The following is a 23,311-nucleotide window of genomic DNA, read 5'->3' as shown; positions in this document are numbered from 1 at the left end:
CTTTAAAAATTGATGCGAACCGTTTTGTCATTTAACGGCACAAAATTGAAAAGGGGTCTTTTCAGGTGGAAAAAAATATGTAGGTTTGTAAATAAAATTAAGAACTATGTTTGCTGAATTCGCCTTTCCAATTTTTGAGCAAAGTATCAAGGATTATCATGTAATCGATGACGTGTACCAACCGGTGAAAAACCCGTATGAAAAAGGCACCATCGAATATTTATTGTATGCCAAAAACTGGGTGGATACCGTACAGTGGCATTACGAAGACATCGTGCGCGATCCGAACATCGATCCGGTAGCCGCGTTGGATCTGAAACGCAAAATCGACGCGTCCAATCAGGTGCGTACGGATATGGTGGAATATATCGACAGTTATTTTTTAGAGAAATATAAAGATGTTCAGGTAAAACCGAATGCGAAAATCAACACCGAAAGTCCGGCTTGGGCGATCGATCGTCTGTCGATTTTAGCGCTGAAAATTTACCACATGAACGAAGAAGCCAACCGTGCCGAAGCCACGCCGGAACACCGCGCGAAATGCCAGGAGAAGCTGAACGTATTGCTGGATCAGAAAAGCGATATGTTTACGTCTATCAGCGAATTGCTGACGGATATTGCCAACGGTGACAAATACATGAAAGTATACAAGCAGATGAAAATGTACAACGACGAGGAGTTAAATCCGGTGTTGTACCAGAATAAAAAATAGTCTTCTTTTAGATGGCTAAACCAATGCATATTGCAGTAATAAGGCTCTCAGCCATGGGGGATGTCGCGATGACCGTTCCCGTGCTGAGAGCCTTAGTTTTGCAGCATCCTGATGTGAAACTTACCGTAGTTTCCCGACCGTTTTTCCAGCCTTTTTTTGACACGATTCCCAATGTGAATTTTTTTGCCGTCGATGTAAAAGGTCGGCATAAAGGGTTTGTGGGATTGCTTCGGTTGTATTCCGATTTGCGAAAATTAGGGGTGGAAGCCGTAGCCGATCTGCACAACGTTTTGCGTTCGAAAGTCGTGCGCACGCTATTCGCCTTGAGCGGAAAAAAAGTAGCCGCCACCGACAAGGGTCGCGCCGCCAAAAAAGCGTTAACCCGTGCCGATAATAAAATTTTCCAACCGGTCAAACCGATGGTGGAACGGCACTGCGATACCTTTGCCGCATTAGGGTTTGCGATTGATTTGTCACAACCTGTTTTTCCGGGACAAGCGGTTTTATCGGATGCCATCCTGAACGTAACCGGAGAAAAAAAAGGCAACTGGATTGGCATTGCGCCTTTTGCCCAATACGACAGTAAAGTGTATCCGTTGGATTTGTTGCAAAAGGTTATTGACGAACTGGCTATGGATAAGACAATAACGCTGTTTCTGTTTGGCGGCGGACAACGGGAAATTGACAAATTGAATAGCCTGAAGCAAGATCATCAGAATGTAACGGTAGTTGCCGGAAAATTAAAACTGCAACAGGAATTAGCTTTAATTTCCCATCTCGATCTCATGCTGAGCATGGATTCCGGAAATGCCCATATTGCAGCCATGCTGGGCGTAAAAGTGATTACGCTCTGGGGTGCCACGCATCCTTACGCCGGGTTTAAACCGTTCCATCAGCCAATGGAATATTGCATCACCGCAGACCGAACACAATATCCGCTTTTACCGACTTCAGTTTACGGAAATAAAAAAGTGCCGGGTTATGAAAACGCCATGCGCACCATCGTACCTGAAACGATTATAACTGCCATAAAAAAAGAGCTTTAAAAAGCTCTTTTTTGTTTATTGTCCTAAGTAGGTAACTTCTATGCGGCAAAGATTTCCCATAGCTGTGGTTTTTCCTATTACGTGAGGTGCGGCTGTGGTTAAATTGTCATCCGCTATTCCCCAATAGGAGGCATTAAGGGTACAGGTTTGTCCTACCGTAAGCTGGACGTTATAAATGATCGTGGTTTGATTGAACAGTTCGTAAATATCGGTATTGCTGCCCCAGAAGCCACCGTCTTTGAAAAAACTGGTCGCGTAAGTGTACGAGTCGGTGTTGGTGCCGTTAACGTTTAATCTGAAATTCCCTTCCACGAAACCTAATTTCGCATCGGTATCGTCTACTGTTGTGCCGCCTAAATAACCGTGGAGTATAATTTGGTACGTGCCGTTATACGGTGCGACAAAACTTTTAGCAGTAAGGTTTGGGATGTTGGTATAGGATGAAGCAGTCGTAGCACAGGTTAAATTCGCATTTTGAACAAATGAAAGATTGTATTTTCGCTGAAACTGGGAAATCCAGGAAGTCCCGTCCCAAAAATACACACCGGGCACTACCGAATACGTTCCGCCCGTAGTAGCGGTATTCCAAACGGAAGTTCCGGCCACTAAAGCCCCTCCCTGCGGATTTACAACTGGCGCCGCGACATTGGTAGCCGTTAAAGCCACACGAGGCAGTAAGAAACCGGTAGTGGAAGAATTAATTTCAAGTGCTCCTCTTGGTGAAGCTGTGCCAATCCCTACTTGAGCTGTAAGAATTCCGTTAAAAAAAAGCAATACAAAACTGATGAAGAACGTACAGGTTGTTTTCATTTTCGAATATAAATTAGTTTTTGGTTCTGGTATTTTGCAAACGCAGTACGAAACTAATTAAATTGCTAACTATTTAATTACTAGAGAGTTAATAATCGATAAAAACAATAAAAAAACCGACAAAATACATCTCTTGTCGGTTTTTTTGTGGGATAAAGGGTTATTTCTTAGGGACGCAATACGCTATACGTCGTCAAAATCTACGGCAATTTCTACAGAAGTCGGATGTGCCTGACAGGTTAAAATTAGCCCTTCTGCAATTTCCTTATCGGTTAAAATGGAATTCTTCTTCATTTCAGCAGAACCCTTGGTAACGCGGGCGATACAGCTGCTGCAAATGCCGCCCTGACAAGAATACGGCGCGTCAATGCCCTGTTTTAAAGCCGCTTCCAGAATGGTTTGCTTTTGCGCCATTTCGAAGTCAAACTCTTCGTCATCGACCACGATTGAAATTTTAGTATGGCCGCCCAAAGTGTTTTCAGCTTTGGTTTCGTTCGGCGTGGTGGAGAACAATTCGAATTTGATGTCTTTTTCCGGAATGTTGTGTTCCTTCAGCACATTGCTAACCGCGGAAATCATTTCCTCCGGACCGCACAGGTAAAATTTGTCGAACTCCTTTTCGGCGTGTTTGTTGTTTAAAACGTAATTTACGATGGATTTGTCAATTCTTCCGAAATGCGCGTCAATCGTGTTGGTTTGGGAAAACACATAGTGTACAAACAGACGGCCTACGTATTTGAGCTGTAAGTCGTGTAAATGGCTGTGGAAAATGGTTTCTTCCGGCGATTTGTTTCCGTAGACCAGTACAAACGTACTTTTCGGTTCGTTTTCCAAAACGCTGTGCAGAATCGACATTACCGGCGTGATTCCGCTGCCGGCCGCAAATGCCGCGTAGTTTTTCTGGTTGTCCGGTTTGGGTTCGAAGGTGAAGCGTCCTTCCGGAGTGCCTACTTCCATTTTGTCGCCCACTTTCATTTTCTCGTTGGCATAGGTGGAAACCACGCCGTTTTGCACAGCCTTGATGGCAACGCGCAACTCGTGATTGTTCGGGGAAGAACTGATGGAATAGGCCCGACGGATTTCTTTTCCGTCGATGATAAATTTTAAATTCAGGTATTGTCCTGCGATAAAATGATAATCCGGTTTTAACTGTTCCGGAACCTCAAAAACCACGGAAATGGCATGAGGCGTTTCGCGATTGATTTCTTTTATCGTTAAACTGTGAAACGCTGACATAGTTTTTATTTTGTTTGTACAAAAATAGACAATCTGTATTTCCCAAGCCTGATAAAAATCATAAAAAAGATACCTAAGATTTTTATGTATAAGAATCTTAGGTATATTTGTGGCAAACGGACAGGATGAAAAACTCACAATTATACAAGGGAAGTCTCAATACGATTATCTTGAAGCTGCTGGAGGAAAAAGGGCGCATGTACGGCTATGAGATTACCCAGAAAGTAAAGGAAATTACCAACGGGGAACTCGCCATTACCGAGGGTGCTTTGTATCCCGCGCTGCACAAACTCGAAGCGGAAGGTTTTCTGGAAGCGGAAGTTGAAAAAGTAGACAACCGCCTGCGCAAATATTACAAACTTACCGAAAACGGTCAGCTGGAAACCGCCAACCGCTTATCGGAACTGGAGGAATTTATCCGCAACATGCAAACCTTAGTGCATCCTAAATGGAGTTATTAAGATGAAATTATCGCCGGAAGAAATTCAGTTCATAGACAATTATCTGAAAAAATCAGATGTGGTGTTTGTCGACATTCGGAGCGAAATGGTCGATCACATCGCATCGGCCGTGGAAACGAAAATGGAAAAGGAAAGCCTCAGTTTTTACGAAGCCTTCAAACAGTACATGGCAGCAAACAAGAAAGCACTTATGAAGAACAAAGGCGATTTGTCCATTTTCTCTAAAGGGCTTCTCCTTTCCTTTTTGAAATTTATAGTGCATCCTCTTCGCCTTGTTCTTGCGGCATTGCTTTTCGCCTTCTTTACTTTTGTGGATGTTAATGCGTATTTCTCTGAAGATTTTACCATCCAAAATCTGTTTTTTGTAATACTTCTGGTAACAGCAATCGGACAAATGATTTATATCTGTTTGATAGTGAAACAACGCTTCTTTGTGTTGGAACGGTTGGGAAGTTTGTTGGGATTGCTGTACTATTTGCAAATGTTTTTCATGAACAATCACAGCGATAAAGAGCCGGGAGTGTATGCTCTTACTTTTTTCTTTTATATTTTAATAGTTTATTTACTGTATTTTGCCAGGGAGATGTATAAATTTCAGGAGTATAAAAAGTATTTTCCAAAATAAAATGCTCTCGTATAGTTGAAAGCAGTGTGCACTAAGCTTTGCATACCGTGTTTTCGTCCAATTTCGGCCCCATTTTTTTCAACATATCAAAAAGAAACGTATTTTTACCAGTTGGTATACTAAAGAGTACCGATTGGAAGTTAAAGAGCTAAAACGTTTTACTTTGAAAAACAGCACTATAAAATATGCAACGGCAGCGGTTTTGTTTGGGGTGCTGATGGCGTGTTCCACTAAAAAGAACTCGTTCATCAACCGCAATTACCATGCAGTGACTACGGAATACAACGTCTTATACAACGGTCAGATCGCTTTCGATAAAGGCGTGGAAGATTTAAAAACCACTTATAAAGACAATTTCTGGGATATCCTGCCGGTTGAACGCATGCAGGACAAAGAGCAGGGCGTACTGCCGGGTCAAACCAAAAATGCCAATTTCGAGCGTGCTGAAACCAAGGCTGTAAAAGCAATCCAGAAGCATTCCATGAATATCGACGGCGGTGAAAAAAATCCGCAGATGGACGAAGCGCACCTTCTGTTGGGAAAAGCCCGTTACCACGACAACCGTTTTCTTCCGGCTTTGGAGGCCTTTAACTATATACTGTATAAATATCCCACCAGCGATAAAATTTTTGAAGCCAAAGTATGGCGCGAAAAAACCAACATCCGCTTGGAAAACAACGAGCAGGCCATTAAAAACTTAAAACGCCTTATTGCGGATAGAAAATTAAAAGGTCAGGTACAGGCCGATGCCAATGCTATTTTAGCACAGGCCTATCTGAATACCCACGTAAAAGATACTGCCATTCAGAAACTGAAAATAGCCCGGGAACTTACCGAGCACAACGAAGAAAAAGCCCGATACCATTTTATTTTAGGACAGCTTTATGAAAGCATGGGATACCAGGACAGTGCTTTTGCCGCTTTTCAGCAAGTAATCGATATGAAGCGGAAATCGCCGAGACGTTACGTCATTTGGGCACATGCCAAACAGGCGCAACAGTTCGATTTTAAAAACGGCGATACGCTGGCGTTCATGGAGAAATACAACAAGCTGTTGGAAGACCGTGAAAACCGACCGTATCTGGATGTCATCAACCACCAGGTGGCGTTGTTTTACGATAAAATGAAACTGCCGCAAAAGGCCAAGAAATACTTCAACAAATCGCTGCGTTCCCCGTCTCAGGACAGTTACCTGATGGCGTCCAATTACCGGAATCTGGCCACGATTCATTTCGACGAAGCCAAATATGCAGCGGCCGGAAAGTACTACGACAGCACCATGTTGCGCCTTGACAACAAATCGCGGGAGTTTTTCACGATTAAGAAAAAAAGAGAGAATCTGGTCGATGTCATTAAGTATGAAAACATCATTCAGGTAAACGACAGTATTCTGAAAGTGGTGGCGATGAGTGACAATGAGAGAAAAAATTTCTACGAAGCCCATATCGCCAAACTGAAAATTGCCGATGAAAAAAGGGCCCTGGAAGAAGCCAAACGTCAGGAAGCACAGCAACAGCAAACGGACAACGGCGTTAATCTGAAAGATACAGGTGGTGTTAAAGGCGTAAGAATGGAGCCTTCCGTGATGATGCCGCCTTCTATGGATCCGAATCCGGTTAAGCCGAAAAGCTTGGCAGGAAATCAGAGTAATTTTTACTTCTACAATGCATCAACAGTAGCTTTTGGAAAAACGGAATTCAAAAAAAAATGGGGCAATCGTACCCTGAAAGATAACTGGCGTTGGGCTTCCAGTCAGACCAAAGGGGAAATTAAGGAAGCTACCGATGAAAATCCGGAAACCGATGTGGTAAAAGCGGATGAAAATCCGGATGTAAAACCGGAAAAACCGGAATATACCGCCGCGTTCTATTTAGACCAGTTGCCTACCGATGTGAAAGTGCTGGACAGCCTAGCACGCGAGCGCAATTTTGCCTATTTCCAGTTGGGAACCATTTACAAAGAAAAATTCAAAGAATACGAACTGGCAGCGTCTAAACTGGAAAAACTTTTGGTAAGCCAGCCGGAAGAACGCCTGGTGTTGCCGGCAAAATACAATTTGTACAAAATTTACGAAATCATCAATCCGGCGAAAGCGACAGCGATGAAACAAGCAATTATTGCCGACTATCCGGACAGTCATTATGCACAGATTTTAAGCGATCCGAATTCGGAAATTGCGAAATTGCAGGACAGCCCGGAAATGGTTTTCAGTAAACTGTATAAAGACTACGAAAAAGGAAACTGTCACGAAACCCTGCAGCAAGCCGAAACCCTGCTGCAAACATTCGCCGGCGATGAAACTGCACCAAAATTCGAAATGCTGCACGCGAAAATCACGGCGCGTTTAAAAGGAGTAGCCGCTTATAAAAAAGAACTGGAAGCCATCGCGTATAACTATCCGAATATAGAGGAGGGAAAAAAAGCCGATGAAATTGTTAAAAACGACATTCCGAAATTAGAGCAGGCTGCTTTTGGAGTTGTTCCGCCGATGAGCTGGAAAATTATCTTCCCGATTCCGTATCCGAATGATAAAGATCCGAAGGTAAAAGCGCTTTACGACAAACTTCAGAAATACCTCAAAGAGCGCAACAGCAGTCTTGTAACCTTGTCGAACGATGTTTACACGATGGACAAAAGCTTCCTGGTTATTCACGGGCTGGGTAGTAAAGAAGGCGCGCAGTCTACCATTTCGGTACTTCAGGAATTTAAGGAATACAAGATTAAAGATGCTGCGTATGTAATTTCCAACGAAGATTATAAAGTGGTGCAGATTAAGAAAAACCTGGAAGAGTATTTAACGACCGTAAAATAAAAAACCGATGTTCGACAAACCCCAAAAATCCTATACCGACATACTAGGCAAAACCAACCGCATTGTGGAAGGCACCACCCTGGAAGGCAACATAATATCCCAGGCCGATTTTCGTCTGGACGGTCATCTGATTGGGAATTTTACCTCGAAAGGGCGTTTGGTTATCGGTCCGGCCGGAAGCATCACCGGCGATGTACACTGCAAAACCGCCGACATCGAAGGAAGATTCAACGGAAAGATCGAAGTCACTGATTTACTGAGTATCCGCAGCAAAGCTTCTATTACAGGAGAAACCGTTGTCGGAAAGCTGTCCGTAGAACCGGGAGCCGATTTCAGTGCCTCCTGTGTCATGCGAAGCGGCATAAAAAACCTTAGCGATGGACAATCCGGAGAAAAAACAGCCTAACAATAAGTGGATGGCGCTTATTAATATTCCGTTTCAGATGGGGTTAATCATCTTTGCCTTTGCCTGGTTGGGAACATGGCTGGATGAAAAATATCTCAATAAGGATGAGTTGTATGTTAAGATACTGACGTTAGCAGGCGTTTTTGTGGCGCTCTATAATGTAATCCGTCAGGTTAACGATTTAAATAAAAACAGATAATCATTTTGAAAGATTTTAAGTCTTATTGTCTCGTGCTTCTCATTACTGTGATTTTAGCCGGAATTGATTTTCTTCTGTTGAAACGTTTACTGCCGAATTTTAACACGAACACCCTGTACCACTCCATACCAACGCTTTTTGCATTTTTCGGATTAAGTTCACTTCTGGTTTTGTTCGTCCAAAACAAGGTGTATAAAAAGAACCCGGAGCAGATTGGCTATGTGTTTTTGTTGTTGTCATCCCTTAAGACGGTAGTGGCTTATGTTCTGGTACATCCGGTACTTCAGGATACAAATTCGGTTGCAAAGTTGGAAAAAATTAATTTTTTCAGCGTCTTTGTTGTTTTTTTATCAATAGATGTTGTTTTAACCTCGAGATTATTAAAAAATGTTGGTAAAAAGAACTGAAATTCATAAATGAAACAAAAAAAGCAAATTACCCTCTTGAAATATTAATTTAAAATGTACCTTTGCACCAAATTTTAGACCGTAAAAAATTAAGATATTTAATAAGGTATGGTGATTACGAAACAACCTGTAAGATTACTGCTAACTGCTTTTGTAGGATTGCTTTCTGTGGTAGCAATGGCTAATCCTGTAACAGATTCTGCACAAGTAAAAGTGGATACTGCTCACGTGGCTGCAGAAGCGACACATACAGCAGCAGAACATGAAGTTAAAGCATTAACTCCGGAAGAGGAAAAGAAAGAGAAAGTTACTGCCTTTATCGAGCATCACCTTCAGGATTCGCACGATTTTACTTTTTTCTCCGATGAGAAAGAAGGGAAACATTACGGTTTTTCGTTACCGGTTATTTTATTGGACAACGGTTTAAAAATTTTCTCTTCTTCCAAATTCCACCACGGGGAGGAAGTTGCGGAGGTGGACGGAAACTACTATAAGTTATACCACGGTAAAATTTACAAAACCGATGCGACGGGTACTATCACGTACGACGAACACCACCACCCAACCAATGCAAAACCATTAGATTTTTCCATTACGAAAAACGTATTTTCCTTGTTGATTGTTTCGGCCATATTGTTGTTCATGTTTACCAGTTTGGCAAAATCATACAAAAAAGGTCCGGTTCCGACAGGTTTCGGAAGAGTTTTAGAACCACTGATTCTTTTTATCCGCGATGAGGTGGCCATTCCGAACATCGGAGAGAAAAAATACAGAAAATTTATGGGATACCTTTTAACTGTGTTCTTCTTAATCTGGTTATTGAACCTTTTAGGGATGACGCCACTGGGTATCAACGTAACAGGGAACATTGCTGTAACGGTTTGTTTGGCGATTTTTACCTATATTATTACACAATTCAGTGCAAACAAAGATTATTGGGGACACATCTTCTGGATGCCGGGCGTACCGGTTCCGATGAAAATCATTTTGGCGCCGATTGAAGTTTTAGGTACACTGACTAAGCCATTTGCGTTATTAATTCGTTTATTTGCGAACATTACTGCGGGTCACGTAGTAATCATGAGTTTGATTGCCATGATTTTCGTTGGAAAAAATTTGGCAGCCGATTTACCAATTTCATTAGGGTTAACCTTGTTTATCTCGATAATTGAATTGTTGGTGGCATTTTTGCAGGCGTTTATCTTTACGATGTTGTCGTCGTTGTTTATCGGAATGGCGGTACAGGATCATCATCACGATGATCACGAACACTATGACGGTCATGATTTCGTGGATAATTCGATTGTTTAATTTAGAAGTTTAATTTTTATATATATACTTATGGGAACTATTCCAACGTTAGTAGGTGCAGGTTTAGTAGTAATCGGTGCCGGATTAGGTTTAGGTAAAATCGGTGGTTCGGCTATGGACGCTATCGCTCGTCAGCCAGAAGCTGCTGGAAAAATCCAAACTGCGATGATCATCATCGCGGCTTTATTAGAAGGTTTAGCATTCGCTGCTTTAATCTTAGGAAAATAATAAAGAGAAACAGAACAATGCCTGTAACGGTTGGTTGCAGGTGTTGTTTTATTAAAAAAAAAAATTAAATCATTTTATAGTCATTATAATGGAGAAGTTAATTAACGATTTTTCATTCGGATTGTTCTTTTGGCAGGCAATCATCTTATTGGTGTTGATTTTATTATTGGTGAAATTCGCATGGAAACCAATTATGGAGTCAATCACAGCAAGAGAAGAAGGAATCAGAGATGCTATTGCATCGGCTGAAACCGCCAGAAAAGAAATGCTGAACCTTAAAGCAGACAATCAGCGATTGTTGGACGAGGCTCGTGCGGAAAGAGATACGATGTTGAAAGAAGCGCGTGAAATCAAAGAAAAAATGATTGCGGATGCGAAATCGGAAGCCCAAATTCAAGGTGCTAAAATGATTGAGCAGGCGAAAGCAACTATCGAGGGCGAGAAAAATGCAGCGTTGGCAGAATTGAAAACGCAGGTGTCTGGTCTTTCTTTGGAAATCGCTGAGAAATTATTAAAAGGTGAACTTTCTAACAAAGCCTCTCAAACCGTATTGGTGGAGAAAATGTTAGACGAAGTAAAATTAAATTAATCGTATATGTCAAGAGCAGCGATTAGATACGCCAAAGCTATTTTGGAGATGGCCAATGCTAACGGCAGAGCGGCAAATGTAAACGAAGACATGAAAGCTATCGTGGCATCGGTTGCAGAAAGCGGAGAGTTGAAAAACTTCCTGGCGAGCCCGGTTGTAAAAGCGGAAACTAAAATTTCGGCCTTGACCGAAATCTTTGCTTCGGTGCAAAACGAAACAAAAGGGTTGTTCCAATTGTTGTTGGAAAACAAACGATTTGAGATTTTACCGGCGGTAGCGTCTCAGTACAATTTGTTGTTCGACGAGTTAAGCGGTGTTCAGGTGGCAAAAGTAACGACAGCGTTCCCGATCACTCCGGAACTGGAAGCAAAAGTATTGGCGAAAATCAAAGAATTTTCAGCTAAAAATGTTACCATTCAAAACATCGTGGATGAATCCATTATCGGAGGATTTATTCTGAGAATCGGGGACAAACAATACAATGCTTCGGTGGCAAGCCGATTACAAACATTAAGAAGAGAACTTTTAAACTAGTATTTACCACACTGAAAAGTGTTTAAATTATAAAACAGAATGGCAGAGATTAAAGCTGCTGAAATTTCAGCAATATTAAAGAAACAATTATCTGGTTTTGAATCAGGTGCTACGTTAGAGGAAGTGGGAACAGTTCTTCAGGTAGGTGACGGTATCGCTCGTGTTTACGGTTTGTCTAATGCTCAGTACGGGGAGTTAGTACAATTCGAAAACGGGTTGGAAGCTATTGTATTGAACCTTGAGGAAGACAATGTAGGGGTGGTACTTTTAGGGCCTTCTACAGGAATCAAAGAGGGTTCAACTGTAAAAAGAACGCAGCGTATCGCTTCTTTAAAAGTTGGTGAACAAATGGTAGGTCGTGTGGTGGACACCTTAGGGAACCCTATCGACGGTAAAGGCCCAATCGGAGGTGATCTTTACGAAATGCCGTTAGAAAGAAAAGCGCCGGGAGTTATCTTCCGTCAGCCGGTAAACGAACCGTTACAAACAGGTATCAAATCCATCGATGCGATGATTCCTGTAGGTCGTGGCCAGCGTGAGCTTGTAATTGGTGACCGTCAGACAGGAAAAACAACTGTTTGTATCGACACCATCTTAAATCAGAAAGAATTCTACGATGCTGGAAAACCGGTATTTTGTATCTACGTTGCAGTAGGTCAAAAAGCATCTACGGTTGCTGGTATCGCAAAAACCTTAGAAGAAAAAGGCGCAATGGCTTATACCGTTATTGTTGCGGCTAATGCTTCTGACCCTGCTCCAATGCAGGTATATGCTCCAATGGCTGGTGCAGCAATCGGAGAGTATTTCCGTGATTCAGGTCGTCCGGCTTTGATCATCTACGATGATTTGTCAAAACAGGCGGTAGCATACCGTGAGGTGTCTTTGTTGTTAAGAAGACCACCGGGTCGTGAGGCGTATCCTGGAGACGTATTCTACTTACACTCCCGTTTATTAGAGCGTGCCTGTAAAGTAATCGCAGATGATAACATCGCTAAAAATATGAACGATTTACCAGAATCGTTAAAACCAATCGTTAAAGGTGGTGGTTCGTTAACCGCGTTGCCAATCATCGAAACACAAGCGGGTGACGTTTCGGCGTACATCCCAACCAACGTAATTTCGATTACGGACGGACAGATTTTCTTAGAGTCTGACTTGTTCAACTCTGGGGTGCGTCCGGCGATCAACGTAGGTATTTCGGTATCCCGTGTAGGAGGTAACGCGCAGATCAAATCGATGAAAAAAGTATCGGGTACGTTGAAATTAGACCAGGCGCAATTCCGTGAGTTGGAAGCCTTCGCGAAATTCGGTTCGGATTTGGACGCGGCTACGATGAACGTAATCGAGAAAGGAAAACGCAACGTGGAAATCTTAAAACAGTCGGTAAATACACCGTATACTGTGGAAGATCAGGTAGCAATTATCTATGCCGGTACTAAAAACTTATTGCGTAACGTTCCGGTGAACAAAGTAAAAGAGTTCGAAAAAGACTATCTGGATTATTTGAACGCGAAACACCGCGATACTTTAGAAGCTTTGAAAGCCGGTAAATTTGACGACAACATCACCGATGTTTTAGAAAAAGCGGCAAAAGAAGTTTCGGCAAAATATTAATATGAGTGAAGAGTAATTAGTAGTTAGTGAACCGCTGATTACTAATTACTAGTTGCTAATTACTAGATATACAATGGCAAATTTAAAGGAAATACGTAACAGGATTACTTCGGTACAATCTACGATGCAGATTACTTCCGCGATGAAGATGGTATCTGCCGCAAAGCTGAAAAAAGCACAGGATGCGATTACAGCGATGCGCCCTTATGCCGAAAAATTAACGGAGTTAATTCAAAACCTGAGCGCTTCTTTAGAAGGGGATTTTGCGGGACAATATACCAACCAACGAGAAGTTAAAAAAGTTTTGGTGGTAGCCATTACATCCAATAGAGGGCTTTGCGGGGCTTTCAATACGAATGTACTGAAACAGGTGAAGGCTTTAACCGAGCTTTACGGCCACGATAATGTTGGAGTATTTGCCATCGGAAAGAAAGCGAATGATGCGTTGCACAAAACCAATTATGTGATTGCCAACCGCAGCGATATCTTCGACGATCTGACCTTCGACAATGTAGCACACATTGCCGAGTCGTTAACGCATTTGTTTGTAGACGGCGAATACGATAAAATCGAATTGGTGTACAACCAGTTTAAAAATGCCGCTACACAGGTTGTGGTTACCGAGCAGTTTTTACCATTGGCGCCGTTAGCTACGAAGGGCGTGGTAACCTCGGATTACATCTTTGAACCTTCCAAGGAGGAAATTGTGTTAACACTGATTCCGAAATCACTGAAAACGCAATTGTACAAAGCGATTCGCGATTCTTTTGCGTCCGAACACGGCGCGCGTATGACGGCCATGCACAAAGCAACCGACAACGCCACCGAATTGCGAAACCAGTTGAAACTTACGTACAACAAAGCGCGACAGGCGGCAATTACCGGAGAAATCCTGGAAATTGTGGGTGGTGCGGAAGCGTTGAACAACTAAAAGATTTCACTCTTATAAAGAGAATAGAAAAAGCCGGACTGATGTTCGGCTTTTTTATTGGTTTAAATGATACATTAGAAAATCATAGAAGAAAGCCTTTTCCGCGATGCGGTCTTTATAGGTGGCAACTTTACCGGAATGTCCGGCGTCTTGATTTGTTTTCAGGAAGACCGGATTTTTTTGTGCCTCCCGGTTTTGCAGTTTTGCAGCAAATTTATAGGACTGGAAAGGCGTTACCCGGTCGTCGTTATCCCCGGCAATAATCAGGGTTGTCGGATAATTGACAGTTTCTTTGATGTTGTGGAAAGGCGAATAGGCCAACAACGCCTCAAAACCTTCCGGTGTATCCGGAGAACCGTATTCCGCGGTATTTATTTTTCCGTTGGTGAAAAGATCGGCTTTAATCATGTCGTATTTTCCTGCAATCGGAATGGCTACTTTAAAAAGCTCCGGACGTTGGGTTATTGCTACCCCCACCACCAATCCTCCGTGTGAGCCGCCCGAGATACCCAATCGGTTTGGAGAGGTGTATTTTTCACGGATTAGAAATTCGGCGGCATCAATAAAATCATTAAAAGCGTTTATTTTTTTTAGTCCTTTGCCTTCGGTATGCCATTTTTTTCCGCGTTCTCCGCCACCACGGATTTCAGCGAAAGCATACACGCCTCCTTTGTTCAGAAAATGAAGCAGTCCAGTATCGTAATGCGGACCGCTGACCATTCCAAAACCACCGTATGCTTCCAACAGTGTCGGATTATTGCCGTCTAATGCGATTCCTTTCTTATGAATGATGGTAACAGGAATGTCGATATTGTCGCGATTTTTGTAGGTAATACTTTTGGTTTCAAAATAATTAAGCGGGAAAATGGTGGGTTTGGGTTTGATATAATCGTTGAAATAATGATTAGCCTCCCCGTTTTCCAGATTCAGGCGGTAATTCTGATACGGAATGGTATGCGAAAAGAACGAGACAAACAACTCTTTGGCAGTGCTGTCGTAAAAACGCATTGTAAAATCCATGCCATAAGGAATGTCGAACTTTCGGATAAATTTCCCGGAATAATCGTATACAATCATGTAATTTTTACCAATGGTTTTGTATTTGCAGACAATGTATTCATCTAGGAAATAGGAGTTCACCAGCAAGTGGGTGTAAATTTGGGGAATGACGCTGGTTTCGGAAGAACGGTCGTTAAAATCAAAAGCCCGGATCTCTCCCCAATCATACGCTCCGGATGAAAAGTACACTTTCCCTTTTCGGATTTTCAGCAAATGAAAAGCAGATGATTCCTGTTCCAAAAAACGTTGCAGTTTCAGCTCCGGTTCGGTCAGTGAAGCATAGTGATAGATCTTTTTCCCCTCGCTCTTCGAGTTTTCCACGATGAACAATTTGTTTTCAGCAGTAAAATACGAAAAGGTGTTTCCGGAAACCGTAGCGTCAAAAATAAGTTTGTCTTTTATCTGGGAAGTACCCATTTCATGATAAAACAGCTGAAAAGTGGAATCGATTTCAAAAACCCGGGTATTGCTGTTTTTGGTGTAAAAAACACCTTTGTCCTCGTTCCAGTTCATGTCGGAATATTTAACATCTGTCAGGGTTTCCTGTAAGGCAACATTATTGGTAATGTTAACAAATTTTACCTCATGTTTGTCGCTGCCGTTTGTGTTTACTTCGCAGGCAACATATTTAGAATGTCGGGAAGGAAAAAAATCCGTAATAAAAACATTGGAATTGTTATAGATTCTGGAAGGATTGAACAATTCAACCGGACTGTCGTTTAGGGTTTTTCTGTAGAAAAGTGAGGCCGGTGTTGCTTTGTCTTTCCGGTACAGCGAATAAAAGTAACGTCCTATTTGGGACGGCATTGGGTTGGAGGAATAAAAGTCGTATTCTTTTATTTTGTAGGCACTGGAATGTTTTTTCTTTACATCGACATAGTGTTTTTCCACCAGCTCGTTTTGGGCCGTTACCCAGGCTTTGACTTCTGCGGTTTCCGATTTTTCAAGCCAGGCATAGTCATCTGTGATATTGGTATTATGTTTTTTGTAGGTTTCCGGTATTTTTTTTGTGGGAACTGTATTTTGTGAAAAGGAAAAAAACGCAAAAAACAGAAAAAGCAAGGCAAGGGCAGATTTAGTCATACTCAGTAAAATAAGAACAAATATAAACAATGTATTGTACGAAAGCGCAGTTTCGGATGGCTTTTCGGGTGGCTTTTAAGTATAAGATTCCCGGAAAAAGACTGCCTTTTGGAATGCTCCTGGAAAGCAGAAAGCCGTAAAAAGTTATTTCGACTTCCCGTAGCAGCGGCAAATCTCCGAAAATAGTTTAAACCCGAAATTCTTTACGTTAAAAACCATCAGATTACTTATTTTTGCTGAGAGTTGTCAAAACAAAACACTTTGAGTTTATACAAAAACCTTTTCAAGCAAACCTTCATCTACGGAATCGCCACGGTACTTCCGCGCATGATTAGTTTTTTGCTGAATCCGCTGTACGTAAAATACCTGCCCAACAAGAGCGAGTTTGGTGAGGTAACGGTGGTCTTTGCTTACATGGTATTTTTCAATGTGTTGCTATCCTATGGGATGGAAACCGCTTTTTTCCGTTTTTACAACAAAAGAGACGACAAGCAGGAAGTGGTGGAAACGACTACCCTTTCGATTTTTTGGACTTCAGTAGCCTTTCTGGGGTTGTCGCTTTTGTTCAAAAACAGTCTGGCGGCTTTTCTAAACATCGATTCGCAATACATCACCTACACGATTTGGATTTTAGCGTTAGATGCCCTGGTGGTAGTGCCTTTTTGCAAGCTTCGCGCCTTCCAGCGTCCTATGCGGTATGCGGTCATCAAAATCGGGAACGTCCTGATTAATCTGGGGCTTAATATTTTCTTTCTGATTTTCCTTCCGAAGCTGGCACAATCGCATCCGGACACTTTTTTTCAGAGCCTCTACATTCCGGATTTTCAGGTAGGCTATGTGTTTGTAGCGAATCTGCTGGCGAGTTTGGCAACGGTACTGGTGTTTGTTCCGGATTATTTCACCCTGAAATGGAAGTTTAACCTGCCGCTCTGGAAGCAGATGGTTGCCTACGGGCTTCCCGTGCTGTTTGCCGGATTGGCCTTTGGGGTGAACGAACATTTCGATAAAATCCTGCTCGAACGGATGCACGTCAGCTTATCCGACATTGGAGCTTATGCCGCCTGTTATAAAATCGGGCTGTTCATGGTGTTGTACCGGACGGCTTATACACTTGGAATCGAACCGTTTTTTTTCAGTCACGCCGGAAACGAAAACGCCCCGCAAACCTACGCGACCGTAACCAAATACTTCGTGATTTTCGGGTCGCTGATCTTTTTGGGTGTGGTGGTTTTCTCCGACATCATCAAACAGGTTTTAGTGCCGAATCCGGAATACTGGGACGCTATGAAAGTAGTGCCGCTGATTATCCTGGCGAATTTCTTCCTGGGAATTTACACCAATTTATCCGTATGGTACAAGCTGATCGACAAAACCAAAGTGGGTGCCTACATTTCGGCTTTCGGAGCGGTTGTGACCTTGGCGCTCAACTTTTTGCTGATTCCGAAATTCAGTTATGTCGGATCTGCCATAGCTACCTTGGCCGCGTACGGTTCCATGATGGGGATTTCCTATTATCTGGGCAATAAACACTATCCGATTCCGTACGACAAGAAAAGAATTTTTGGGTATTTGGGCGTTTCCACCGTTTTGGCTGCACTTTCTTTTTACGTGGAGTGTTTCCGTGAAAGTTATATTTTCGGATTGGCCGCCATGCTGGTTTTCGGTTATTTTATCTATTACAACGAAAAAGCAACATTACTGCGCATTCTTAAACGAAAAACCGCTTAATTTTTTTATTTTTAGACTTTATTACAACAGTACCATGACCATTAAAATCATCAATACGTCAGAACATCCCTTGCCCAGCTATGAAACCCATGCTTCGGCGGGAATGGATTTACGCGCCAACCTTGCCGAACCCATTACGTTAAAACCGCTGGAAAGAGCCTTAGTAAAAACCGGACTTTTCATCGAATTGCCGATTGGTTATGAAGCCCAGGTACGCCCAAGAAGCGGACTGGCCTTCAAAAAAGGTATCACCGTCTTAAATTCACCGGGAACCGTGGATGCGGATTACCGAGGGGAAATCGGCGTGATTCTGGTCAATCTGTCCAGCGAACCTTTTGTGGTGGAAAACGGCGAACGCATTGCCCAGTTGGTGATTGCCAAGCACGAACGCACCGAATGGCAGGAAACCGTTGAACTGTCCGAAACCTCAAGAGGAGCAGGAGGATTTGGCAGTACCGGAGTGAAATAAACAGATTTATAATTTAAAGATTAAACGATTAAAGATTCACCTGAATTTTTCAATTTTTTAATTTTTCAATCTTTTAATACATTATATGAAAATCATAGTACCTATGGCCGGACGCGGTTCACGCCTTCGTCCGCATACGTTAACCGTACCAAAACCGTTAATTCCGATTGCCGGAAAACCGATTGTACACCGTTTGGTGGAAGACATCGCCGGGGTAATCAATCAGGAAATTGAGGAAATTGCGTTCATCATCCACGAAAGTTTCGGCAAAGCGGTGGAAAACGATTTAATTGCGATTGCCGAAAAATTAGGGTCAAAAGGCAAGATTTATTATCAGAACGAAGCTTTGGGAACGGCGCATGCCATTTTGTGTGCCAAAGAAAGCATGACCGGGCCAATCGTGGTAGCCTATGCTGATACACTATTTCGTGCCGATTTTACGTTAGATACTACAGCCGACAGTGTAATTTGGGTAAAACAGGTGGACGATCCAAGCGCTTTTGGCGTGGTGCAACTGAATGAAAACAAACAGATTGTGGATTTCGTGGAAAAACCGAAGGCGTTTGTCTCCGATTTGGCCATCATTGGGATCTATTATTTCAAAAGCGGCGAAACCCTGCGTTCGGAATTGCAATACCTGTTGGATAACAATGTGGTAAAAGGCGGCGAATACCAATTAACGGACGGCTTGGAAAACATGAAACAGAAAGGACTGAAATTTGTGCCCGGAAAGGTAGACGAATGGATGGACTGCGGCAACAAAGACGTTACCGTGGAAACCAATACACGAATGCTGAACTTCCTGCACCATGACGGAGAAAACCTGATTTCAGACACGGTTCGCATTGAAAATTCCACCATCATTCCACCTTGTTTTATAGGGGAAGACGTAATTTTGATTAATTCAACGGTTGGTCCTAATGTATCTTTAGGAAAAGCCACCCATTTGACGAACACTAAAATTAAAAACAGTTTGGTACAAAGCCATGCGCATATCAAAAACGCCAATCTGGACAATGCCATGATTGGAAATCATGCGGTGTTTAACGGGGAATTTACCAGCATCAGTATAGGAGATTACTCAGTTTTGGAATAAGATATGATGTTGAAAAAGCAAATAATCGGGTTGTTGTTTTTAGGATTGCTGGGGTGTCCGATGCTTGTCGGTGCTCAGATAAACCCTGAGGATATTGCTTTGAAAAACGACGAATTCGAAAACCATTTCTACGAGTCGCTCAAGCAAAAAGCGATTGAGAACTACGACAAGGCCATAGCGGAAATACAGCAATGCATCGCGATGCAACCTAGGAATGCAGCGCTGTATAACGAATTGGGGAAAAATTTCCTTTCCCTGAAAAATTATCCGGAAGCCCAACGCGCCTTCGACAAAGCCATCGAGTTAAATCCCAAAGAACGCTGGTATTGGAACGGCCTGTATGACGTGTTTTACGAAACGCGCGACTACAACAGTTCAATCCGCGTAGTGCAGAAACTGATTGAGTTCGACAAAAAATTTCAGGACGATCTGGTTTCCCTGTACATGTACACCCAGCAGTTCGACAAAGCCTTGTTCCTGATTGAAGAAATGGAAAGAACGGTGGGCATCAGTTCGACACTGGAATTGTATAAGATGCAGATCATCGGAAATTCGAAACAGAAGAAACCACAGAAAGAATATCTGGAAGAAGCCATCCGTAAAAACCCGAAGGACGAACAGAATTACATCGAACTGATTTTTCTGTATTCCGAAGGCAATCAGGAGGAAAAAGCACTGGAAGTGGCCAAAAAACTGGAAGAAGCTATTCCGGATTCCGATTGGGCCCAGGTGAGCCTATTTAAGTTTCAACTGAACAATAACAACGGCGAGAAAGCCTCACAAGCCATGTTCAAGGTGCTTAAAAGCCGGAAAATCGATTCGAAAATCAAGCATCGTGTGCTGAATGAATTTTTGATTTTCGTCAACAATTCCAATACCTTTTTCAACGAACTCAATATGGCCACCGACTATTTTACAGACAGTGGCGATGTGAATGTCAATAAAGAAATCGGCATCTTCTTCCTGAACAAAAAGAAAACGGACCGCGCTATTTTTTATCTGGAAAAAGCCCTGAAAAGTTACAAAGACGACATTGCCACGATTGAAATTTTGCTTCAGGCGAATGTGGACAGCGGGAATTATGAAGAAGTCCGAAAAAGGGCAACAGATTATATTGAGATATTTCCAACCCACGCGCGTTTGTATTATTTTGCCGGTTTGGCGCTCAATCAGCTGAAAAATTTCAGTGATGCTATCGAATATTTACATTCAGGAATGGATTTTGTAGTGAATGACCCGGATCTGGAAATCAATTTCCACATACAACTTGGGGAATCCTACCACGGTTTGGGAGATATCAAGAACAAGGAAATGCATTTTACCAAAGCCGAACAGTTACTTAAACAAAAGAAAAAATAATGCGGAAAATCATAGCAGTCTTCGGACTTTTACTTATTATCTCCTGTAAATCCAAACAAAGCGTCGTATCGGAACAGTCTGCGAATGCCAATACGACGTTGTCGGCTGTAATTAATGGCCATTATGCCAATAAAAAAGATTTTAAAACGGCTAATTTCAGAGCCAGTGCGCGTTACGAAGACAGCAAGCAGTCTCAAAACGTCACGGCCGAAGTGCGTATCCAAAAAGACGAAAAAATATTAATCATCGTGCGTTTCTTTGGCATCACCATGGCGAAAGCTTTAATCACGCCCGATAATGTGAGCTATTACGAGAAAATTAACGGAAAATATTTTCAGGGCAATTATGCGTTGCTGAGCAATTGGTTGGGAACCGACCTTGATTTCCAGAAGGTGCAAAACCTTTTGCTGGGACAGGCCCTCGACGATTTGACCAAAGGGAAATACACAGAGAGCGTGGAGAGCGGGCTGCACGTCCTGAAGAATACGGCCAATAAGAATACCGAAAAAATTTTCTTTTTTGAAGGCGCCAATTTTCTGCTGAAAAAGGAAATCATTACCCAGAAAGATGAAGAGCGATCGGTGGCAGTAGATTATCCGGCACACAAAGAATCGCCAAAAGGAATTTACCCGTCTCAGATTTTTATCGAGGCGATGCAAAAAGAAAAAGTAACCATTAAAATTGATTACAACAATGTAACATTTGATGAGAATCTGTCGTTTTCGTATGATGTTCCGGAAGGTTACGAACAAATATTTATTGATTAAATTTGCCAAAATTTCAAACCATGCAGAAACTACTTTTCACTTTATTTTTCTTTTGTCTTTCCGCTTCTTTGTTTGCGCAGCCCAGTGATGACAAACAACGCCAACTGGAGGAACGAAAAGCCCAATTGCAAAAAGAAATGCAGGAAATGCAGCGTTTGTTACAAATGGAAAAGAAGAAAGAAAAAGATATTCTGGGGCAAATCGCACAGCAAAACGCCAAGATCCGTCTGAGTGAAAAATTAATCAATACTACGGCAAAACAAAAGCGATTGCTTTCCGACGATATCTATTTAAAACAGTTGGAAATTAACAAGCTGAACCGTGAACTGAAAGAACTGAAAGACGATTATTCTAAAATGATTGTCAAATCCTATAAAAGCCGTTCGGAACAAAGCCGCATTATGTTTGTCCTGTCTTCCCAGAATTTTTTACAGGCTTACAAGCGCATGCAGTACATGAAGCAATATGCCAGTTTCCGGAAAATGCAGGGCGATGAGATCAAAATCAAGACCGGGCAACTGGAAGCCGCGACCAACAAACTGGAAGTAAAGAAGAAGGAAAAAGAAAAAGTTCTGATAGAAAGCGAAAAAGAGAAGCAAGAGTACGAAAAAGACCGTGCAGAGCAGGAGAAATTAGCCAAAGCAGTACAAAAAGACAAGAAAAAATACACGGCGGAAATCAAAAAGATGCAGGCTGAAACGCGAAAAATCGATGCGCAGATTCAGAAAATGGTGCGCGAAGCGATTGCCGCCGCCAACAAGAAAGCCAAAGAATCCGGAAAAACCATTGCCAAACCGGATACAGGCTCCTCAGCCAAGTTTGTCCTGACCACCGAAGGACAATTGTTGTCGGATAATTTTAAAGCCAATCGCGGAAGACTGCCGTGGCCGGTGGAAAAAGGCTATGTGTATTCGGCTTTCGGAACCCATCCGCACCCGGCCTATCCCGATTTAACGATTACGAATTCCGGAGTAGAGATTGCAACCGAGCCGGGTTCCAATGCACGAGCTGTTTTTGGCGGGGAAGTGTTGCAGGTTCAGGTAATAAATGCCAACAATAAAGCCGTTTACATCCAACATGGCGAATTTATTACGGTGTATCAGAATTTAAGCAGCGTTTCCGTTTCGAAAGGGGATAAAGTAAATGCCAAGCAGAGTATTGGCCGAATTCACACCAGTTCTTCCGGGAAAGCGGTCATGAAGTTTATGGTCTTCCAGAATACCACGACCCTCAACCCGCAAAGCTGGATTAATAATATGTAACAAAAAAGCCGTTTCTAAATCAGAAGCGGCTTTTTTGTTACACCGGATTGTAAAAATTTGTAAAGTTTTACAGCGGAGCCATTTGGTAAGATGGTTTCTCTGTATTGTGTAGAATTTTTTCTTACTAATTATTTTTCAGGGTCATTCCTTAGTTTCACAAAACAGACGAAAATTCTTTTAAAAAAGCAGTGATAGCCCCTGTCAATTGTTCAATATCTGTGAAATAAATAATAATTCTTTGTTAAATGTTTGTTTTTTGTTGTTTTTGTGATATTTGAATTTTTGACAATTTTTTTAGGGCATTTGGTTTAAATTTGAGAACTAAACTACAACTAAACCAATAATTATGAAAAAAATTACATTGTTAATTGCAATGTCGTTATTTTCCATGCTTGGGTATTCTCAGGTGTTTTCGGAAAATTTTGATGCGACAGCTGCCATTCCGGCCGGCTGGACCGTGACAAACAATGGGCTTGGAACAGGACAACAGTGGACCTACACTGGTGTTGCCACTCAGGTAAACTCAGCGCCCGGTGCGATGAGGGTTTTGGCACAGAATACCGGAGG

23 protein-coding genes are annotated in these 23,311 nt (G+C 42.3%); 20 read left to right on the top strand and 3 right to left on the bottom strand.

The annotated features are described in order from the left end of the window. Positions 1–106: 106 nt before the first annotated feature. Both G498_RS0107155 and G498_RS0107150 read left to right on the top strand, forming a co-directional pair. Complete coding sequence (locus G498_RS0107155) at positions 107–712, top strand: DUF4254 domain-containing protein (RefSeq protein ID WP_026980553.1); 606 nt, start codon at positions 107–109, stop codon at positions 710–712. A gap of 11 nt (positions 713–723) precedes the next feature. After that, positions 724–1,758: a glycosyltransferase family 9 protein gene (locus tag G498_RS0107150; RefSeq protein ID WP_026980552.1), complete on the top strand. Its 1,035-nt coding sequence runs from the start codon at positions 724–726 to the stop codon at positions 1,756–1,758. A 15-nt stretch (positions 1,759–1,773) separates the two neighbouring features. Here G498_RS0107150 and G498_RS15395 read toward each other — a convergent pair whose 3' ends face one another. Continuing rightward, the gene (locus G498_RS15395) at positions 1,774–2,568 is read right to left on the bottom strand and encodes a hypothetical protein (protein WP_026980551.1); all 795 of its coding nucleotides are present in this window, start codon (positions 2,566–2,568) and stop codon (positions 1,774–1,776) included. A 183-nt stretch (positions 2,569–2,751) separates the two neighbouring features. Next, complete coding sequence (locus G498_RS0107140; protein WP_026980550.1) at positions 2,752–3,804, bottom strand: ferredoxin--NADP reductase; 1,053 nt, start codon at positions 3,802–3,804, stop codon at positions 2,752–2,754. Positions 3,805–3,929: 125 nt separating this feature from the next. Here G498_RS0107140 and G498_RS0107135 point away from each other — a divergent pair, with 125 nt between their 5' ends. The 11 genes from G498_RS0107135 to atpG all read left to right on the top strand — a co-directional run bounded on the left by G498_RS0107135 (position 3,930) and on the right by atpG (position 13,921). Beyond that, entirely contained in the window at positions 3,930–4,265 is a 336-nt protein-coding gene (locus G498_RS0107135) for a PadR family transcriptional regulator (RefSeq protein ID WP_026980549.1), read from the top strand. Position 4,266: 1 nt separating this feature from the next. Then, entirely contained in the window at positions 4,267–4,890 is a 624-nt protein-coding gene (locus G498_RS0107130; protein WP_026980548.1) for a hypothetical protein, read from the top strand. A gap of 163 nt (positions 4,891–5,053) precedes the next feature. After that, complete coding sequence (porW, locus tag G498_RS0107125) at positions 5,054–7,702, top strand: type IX secretion system periplasmic lipoprotein PorW/SprE (protein WP_026980547.1); 2,649 nt, start codon at positions 5,054–5,056, stop codon at positions 7,700–7,702. A gap of 7 nt (positions 7,703–7,709) precedes the next feature. Next, positions 7,710–8,108: a bactofilin family protein gene (locus tag G498_RS0107120; RefSeq protein WP_026980546.1), complete on the top strand. Its 399-nt coding sequence runs from the start codon at positions 7,710–7,712 to the stop codon at positions 8,106–8,108. Further along, complete coding sequence (locus G498_RS0107115) at positions 8,080–8,307, top strand: AtpZ/AtpI family protein (protein ID WP_026980545.1); 228 nt, start codon at positions 8,080–8,082, stop codon at positions 8,305–8,307. Before G498_RS0107120 ends, G498_RS0107115 begins: the two co-directional genes overlap by 29 nt. A 515-nt stretch (positions 8,308–8,822) precedes the next feature. Beyond that, complete coding sequence (gene atpB, locus G498_RS0107105) at positions 8,823–10,025, top strand: F0F1 ATP synthase subunit A (protein WP_026980543.1); 1,203 nt, start codon at positions 8,823–8,825, stop codon at positions 10,023–10,025. Between the two features lie 30 nt (positions 10,026–10,055). Then, positions 10,056–10,253, top strand: a complete 198-nt coding sequence (gene atpE / locus G498_RS0107100) for an ATP synthase F0 subunit C (protein WP_008465835.1) — start codon at positions 10,056–10,058, stop codon at positions 10,251–10,253. 88 nt (positions 10,254–10,341) lie between these two features. Then, on the top strand, positions 10,342–10,842 hold the full coding sequence (locus G498_RS0107095; RefSeq protein ID WP_026980542.1) for a F0F1 ATP synthase subunit B: 501 nt from the start codon (positions 10,342–10,344) through the stop codon (positions 10,840–10,842). A gap of 6 nt (positions 10,843–10,848) precedes the next feature. Further along, positions 10,849–11,376 (top strand): ATP synthase F1 subunit delta, encoded by a 528-nt coding sequence (gene atpH / locus G498_RS0107090; protein ID WP_035744618.1) that lies wholly within the window; start codon positions 10,849–10,851, stop codon positions 11,374–11,376. A 39-nt stretch (positions 11,377–11,415) separates the two neighbouring features. Beyond that, the gene (gene atpA, locus G498_RS0107085) at positions 11,416–12,990 is read left to right on the top strand and encodes a F0F1 ATP synthase subunit alpha (RefSeq protein WP_026980540.1); all 1,575 of its coding nucleotides are present in this window, start codon (positions 11,416–11,418) and stop codon (positions 12,988–12,990) included. A 73-nt stretch (positions 12,991–13,063) separates the two neighbouring features. Continuing rightward, on the top strand, positions 13,064–13,921 hold the full coding sequence (gene atpG, locus G498_RS0107080) for an ATP synthase F1 subunit gamma (protein ID WP_026980539.1): 858 nt from the start codon (positions 13,064–13,066) through the stop codon (positions 13,919–13,921). Between the two features lie 54 nt (positions 13,922–13,975). Here the strand turns inward: atpG and G498_RS0107075 are convergent, their stop codons facing one another. Next, the gene (locus G498_RS0107075; RefSeq protein ID WP_026980538.1) at positions 13,976–16,063 is read right to left on the bottom strand and encodes a prolyl oligopeptidase family serine peptidase; all 2,088 of its coding nucleotides are present in this window, start codon (positions 16,061–16,063) and stop codon (positions 13,976–13,978) included. A 261-nt stretch (positions 16,064–16,324) separates the two neighbouring features. On the opposite strand from G498_RS0107075, the gene G498_RS0107065 reads away from it, so the two are divergent. From G498_RS0107065 to G498_RS14785, 7 genes are all read left to right on the top strand, one after another. Beyond that, positions 16,325–17,791, top strand: coding sequence for a lipopolysaccharide biosynthesis protein (locus G498_RS0107065; protein ID WP_026980536.1), 1,467 nt, complete (start codon positions 16,325–16,327; stop codon positions 17,789–17,791). Between the two features lie 34 nt (positions 17,792–17,825). Then, on the top strand, positions 17,826–18,260 hold the full coding sequence (gene dut / locus G498_RS0107060; protein ID WP_026980535.1) for a dUTP diphosphatase: 435 nt from the start codon (positions 17,826–17,828) through the stop codon (positions 18,258–18,260). 85 nt (positions 18,261–18,345) lie between these two features. Further along, on the top strand, positions 18,346–19,356 hold the full coding sequence (locus G498_RS0107055; protein WP_026980534.1) for a sugar phosphate nucleotidyltransferase: 1,011 nt from the start codon (positions 18,346–18,348) through the stop codon (positions 19,354–19,356). A gap of 3 nt (positions 19,357–19,359) precedes the next feature. Then, positions 19,360–20,715 carry a tetratricopeptide repeat protein gene (locus tag G498_RS0107050; protein WP_026980533.1) on the top strand — a complete coding sequence of 452 codons (1,356 nt, stop codon included), beginning with the start codon at positions 19,360–19,362 and terminating at the stop codon, positions 20,713–20,715. Further along, on the top strand, positions 20,715–21,482 hold the full coding sequence (locus G498_RS0107045; protein WP_026980532.1) for a DUF4292 domain-containing protein: 768 nt from the start codon (positions 20,715–20,717) through the stop codon (positions 21,480–21,482). The genes G498_RS0107050 and G498_RS0107045 overlap by 1 nt, the downstream gene beginning before the upstream one ends. Positions 21,483–21,502: 20 nt before the next feature. Beyond that, a complete protein-coding gene (locus G498_RS0107040) occupies positions 21,503–22,744 on the top strand; it encodes a murein hydrolase activator EnvC family protein (RefSeq protein ID WP_026980531.1) in 1,242 nt (413 codons plus the stop codon). Between the two features lie 346 nt (positions 22,745–23,090). Continuing rightward, positions 23,091–23,311, top strand: a 221-nt coding sequence (locus G498_RS14785) for a hypothetical protein (RefSeq protein ID WP_035754157.1), incomplete at its 3' end; no start/stop codon positions are given.

It is taken from the genome of Flavobacterium suncheonense GH29-5 = DSM 17707, from assembly GCF_000430025.1.
Classification (GTDB): Bacteria; Bacteroidota; Bacteroidia; order Flavobacteriales; family Flavobacteriaceae; genus Flavobacterium; species Flavobacterium suncheonense.
The sequence above is the reverse complement of the archived record's forward strand: the minus strand, read 5'-3'. Positions and strand labels throughout refer to the sequence as shown.

Coding starts and splice junctions, on each gene's coding strand:
- G498_RS0107155 (WP_026980553.1), top strand. CDS start 107: ATGTTTGCTGAATTCGCCTTTCCAATTTTTGAGCAAAGTATCAAGGAT.
- G498_RS0107075 (WP_026980538.1), bottom strand. CDS start 16,063: ATGACTAAATCTGCCCTTGCCTTGCTTTTTCTGTTTTTTGCGTTTTTT.
- atpG (WP_026980539.1), top strand. CDS start 13,064: ATGGCAAATTTAAAGGAAATACGTAACAGGATTACTTCGGTACAATCT.
- G498_RS0107050 (WP_026980533.1), top strand. CDS start 19,360: ATGATGTTGAAAAAGCAAATAATCGGGTTGTTGTTTTTAGGATTGCTG.
- dut (WP_026980535.1), top strand. CDS start 17,826: ATGACCATTAAAATCATCAATACGTCAGAACATCCCTTGCCCAGCTAT.
- G498_RS0107040 (WP_026980531.1), top strand. CDS start 21,503: ATGCAGAAACTACTTTTCACTTTATTTTTCTTTTGTCTTTCCGCTTCT.
- G498_RS0107150 (WP_026980552.1), top strand. CDS start 724: ATGGCTAAACCAATGCATATTGCAGTAATAAGGCTCTCAGCCATGGGG.
- G498_RS15395 (WP_026980551.1), bottom strand. CDS start 2,568: ATGAAAACAACCTGTACGTTCTTCATCAGTTTTGTATTGCTTTTTTTT.
- atpB (WP_026980543.1), top strand. CDS start 8,823: ATGGTGATTACGAAACAACCTGTAAGATTACTGCTAACTGCTTTTGTA.
- G498_RS0107140 (WP_026980550.1), bottom strand. CDS start 3,804: ATGTCAGCGTTTCACAGTTTAACGATAAAAGAAATCAATCGCGAAACG.
- G498_RS0107115 (WP_026980545.1), top strand. CDS start 8,080: ATGGACAATCCGGAGAAAAAACAGCCTAACAATAAGTGGATGGCGCTT.
- G498_RS0107120 (WP_026980546.1), top strand. CDS start 7,710: ATGTTCGACAAACCCCAAAAATCCTATACCGACATACTAGGCAAAACC.
- G498_RS0107095 (WP_026980542.1), top strand. CDS start 10,342: ATGGAGAAGTTAATTAACGATTTTTCATTCGGATTGTTCTTTTGGCAG.
- G498_RS0107055 (WP_026980534.1), top strand. CDS start 18,346: ATGAAAATCATAGTACCTATGGCCGGACGCGGTTCACGCCTTCGTCCG.
- G498_RS0107045 (WP_026980532.1), top strand. CDS start 20,715: ATGCGGAAAATCATAGCAGTCTTCGGACTTTTACTTATTATCTCCTGT.
- atpH (WP_035744618.1), top strand. CDS start 10,849: ATGTCAAGAGCAGCGATTAGATACGCCAAAGCTATTTTGGAGATGGCC.
- atpA (WP_026980540.1), top strand. CDS start 11,416: ATGGCAGAGATTAAAGCTGCTGAAATTTCAGCAATATTAAAGAAACAA.
- G498_RS0107135 (WP_026980549.1), top strand. CDS start 3,930: ATGAAAAACTCACAATTATACAAGGGAAGTCTCAATACGATTATCTTG.
- G498_RS0107130 (WP_026980548.1), top strand. CDS start 4,267: ATGAAATTATCGCCGGAAGAAATTCAGTTCATAGACAATTATCTGAAA.
- atpE (WP_008465835.1), top strand. CDS start 10,056: ATGGGAACTATTCCAACGTTAGTAGGTGCAGGTTTAGTAGTAATCGGT.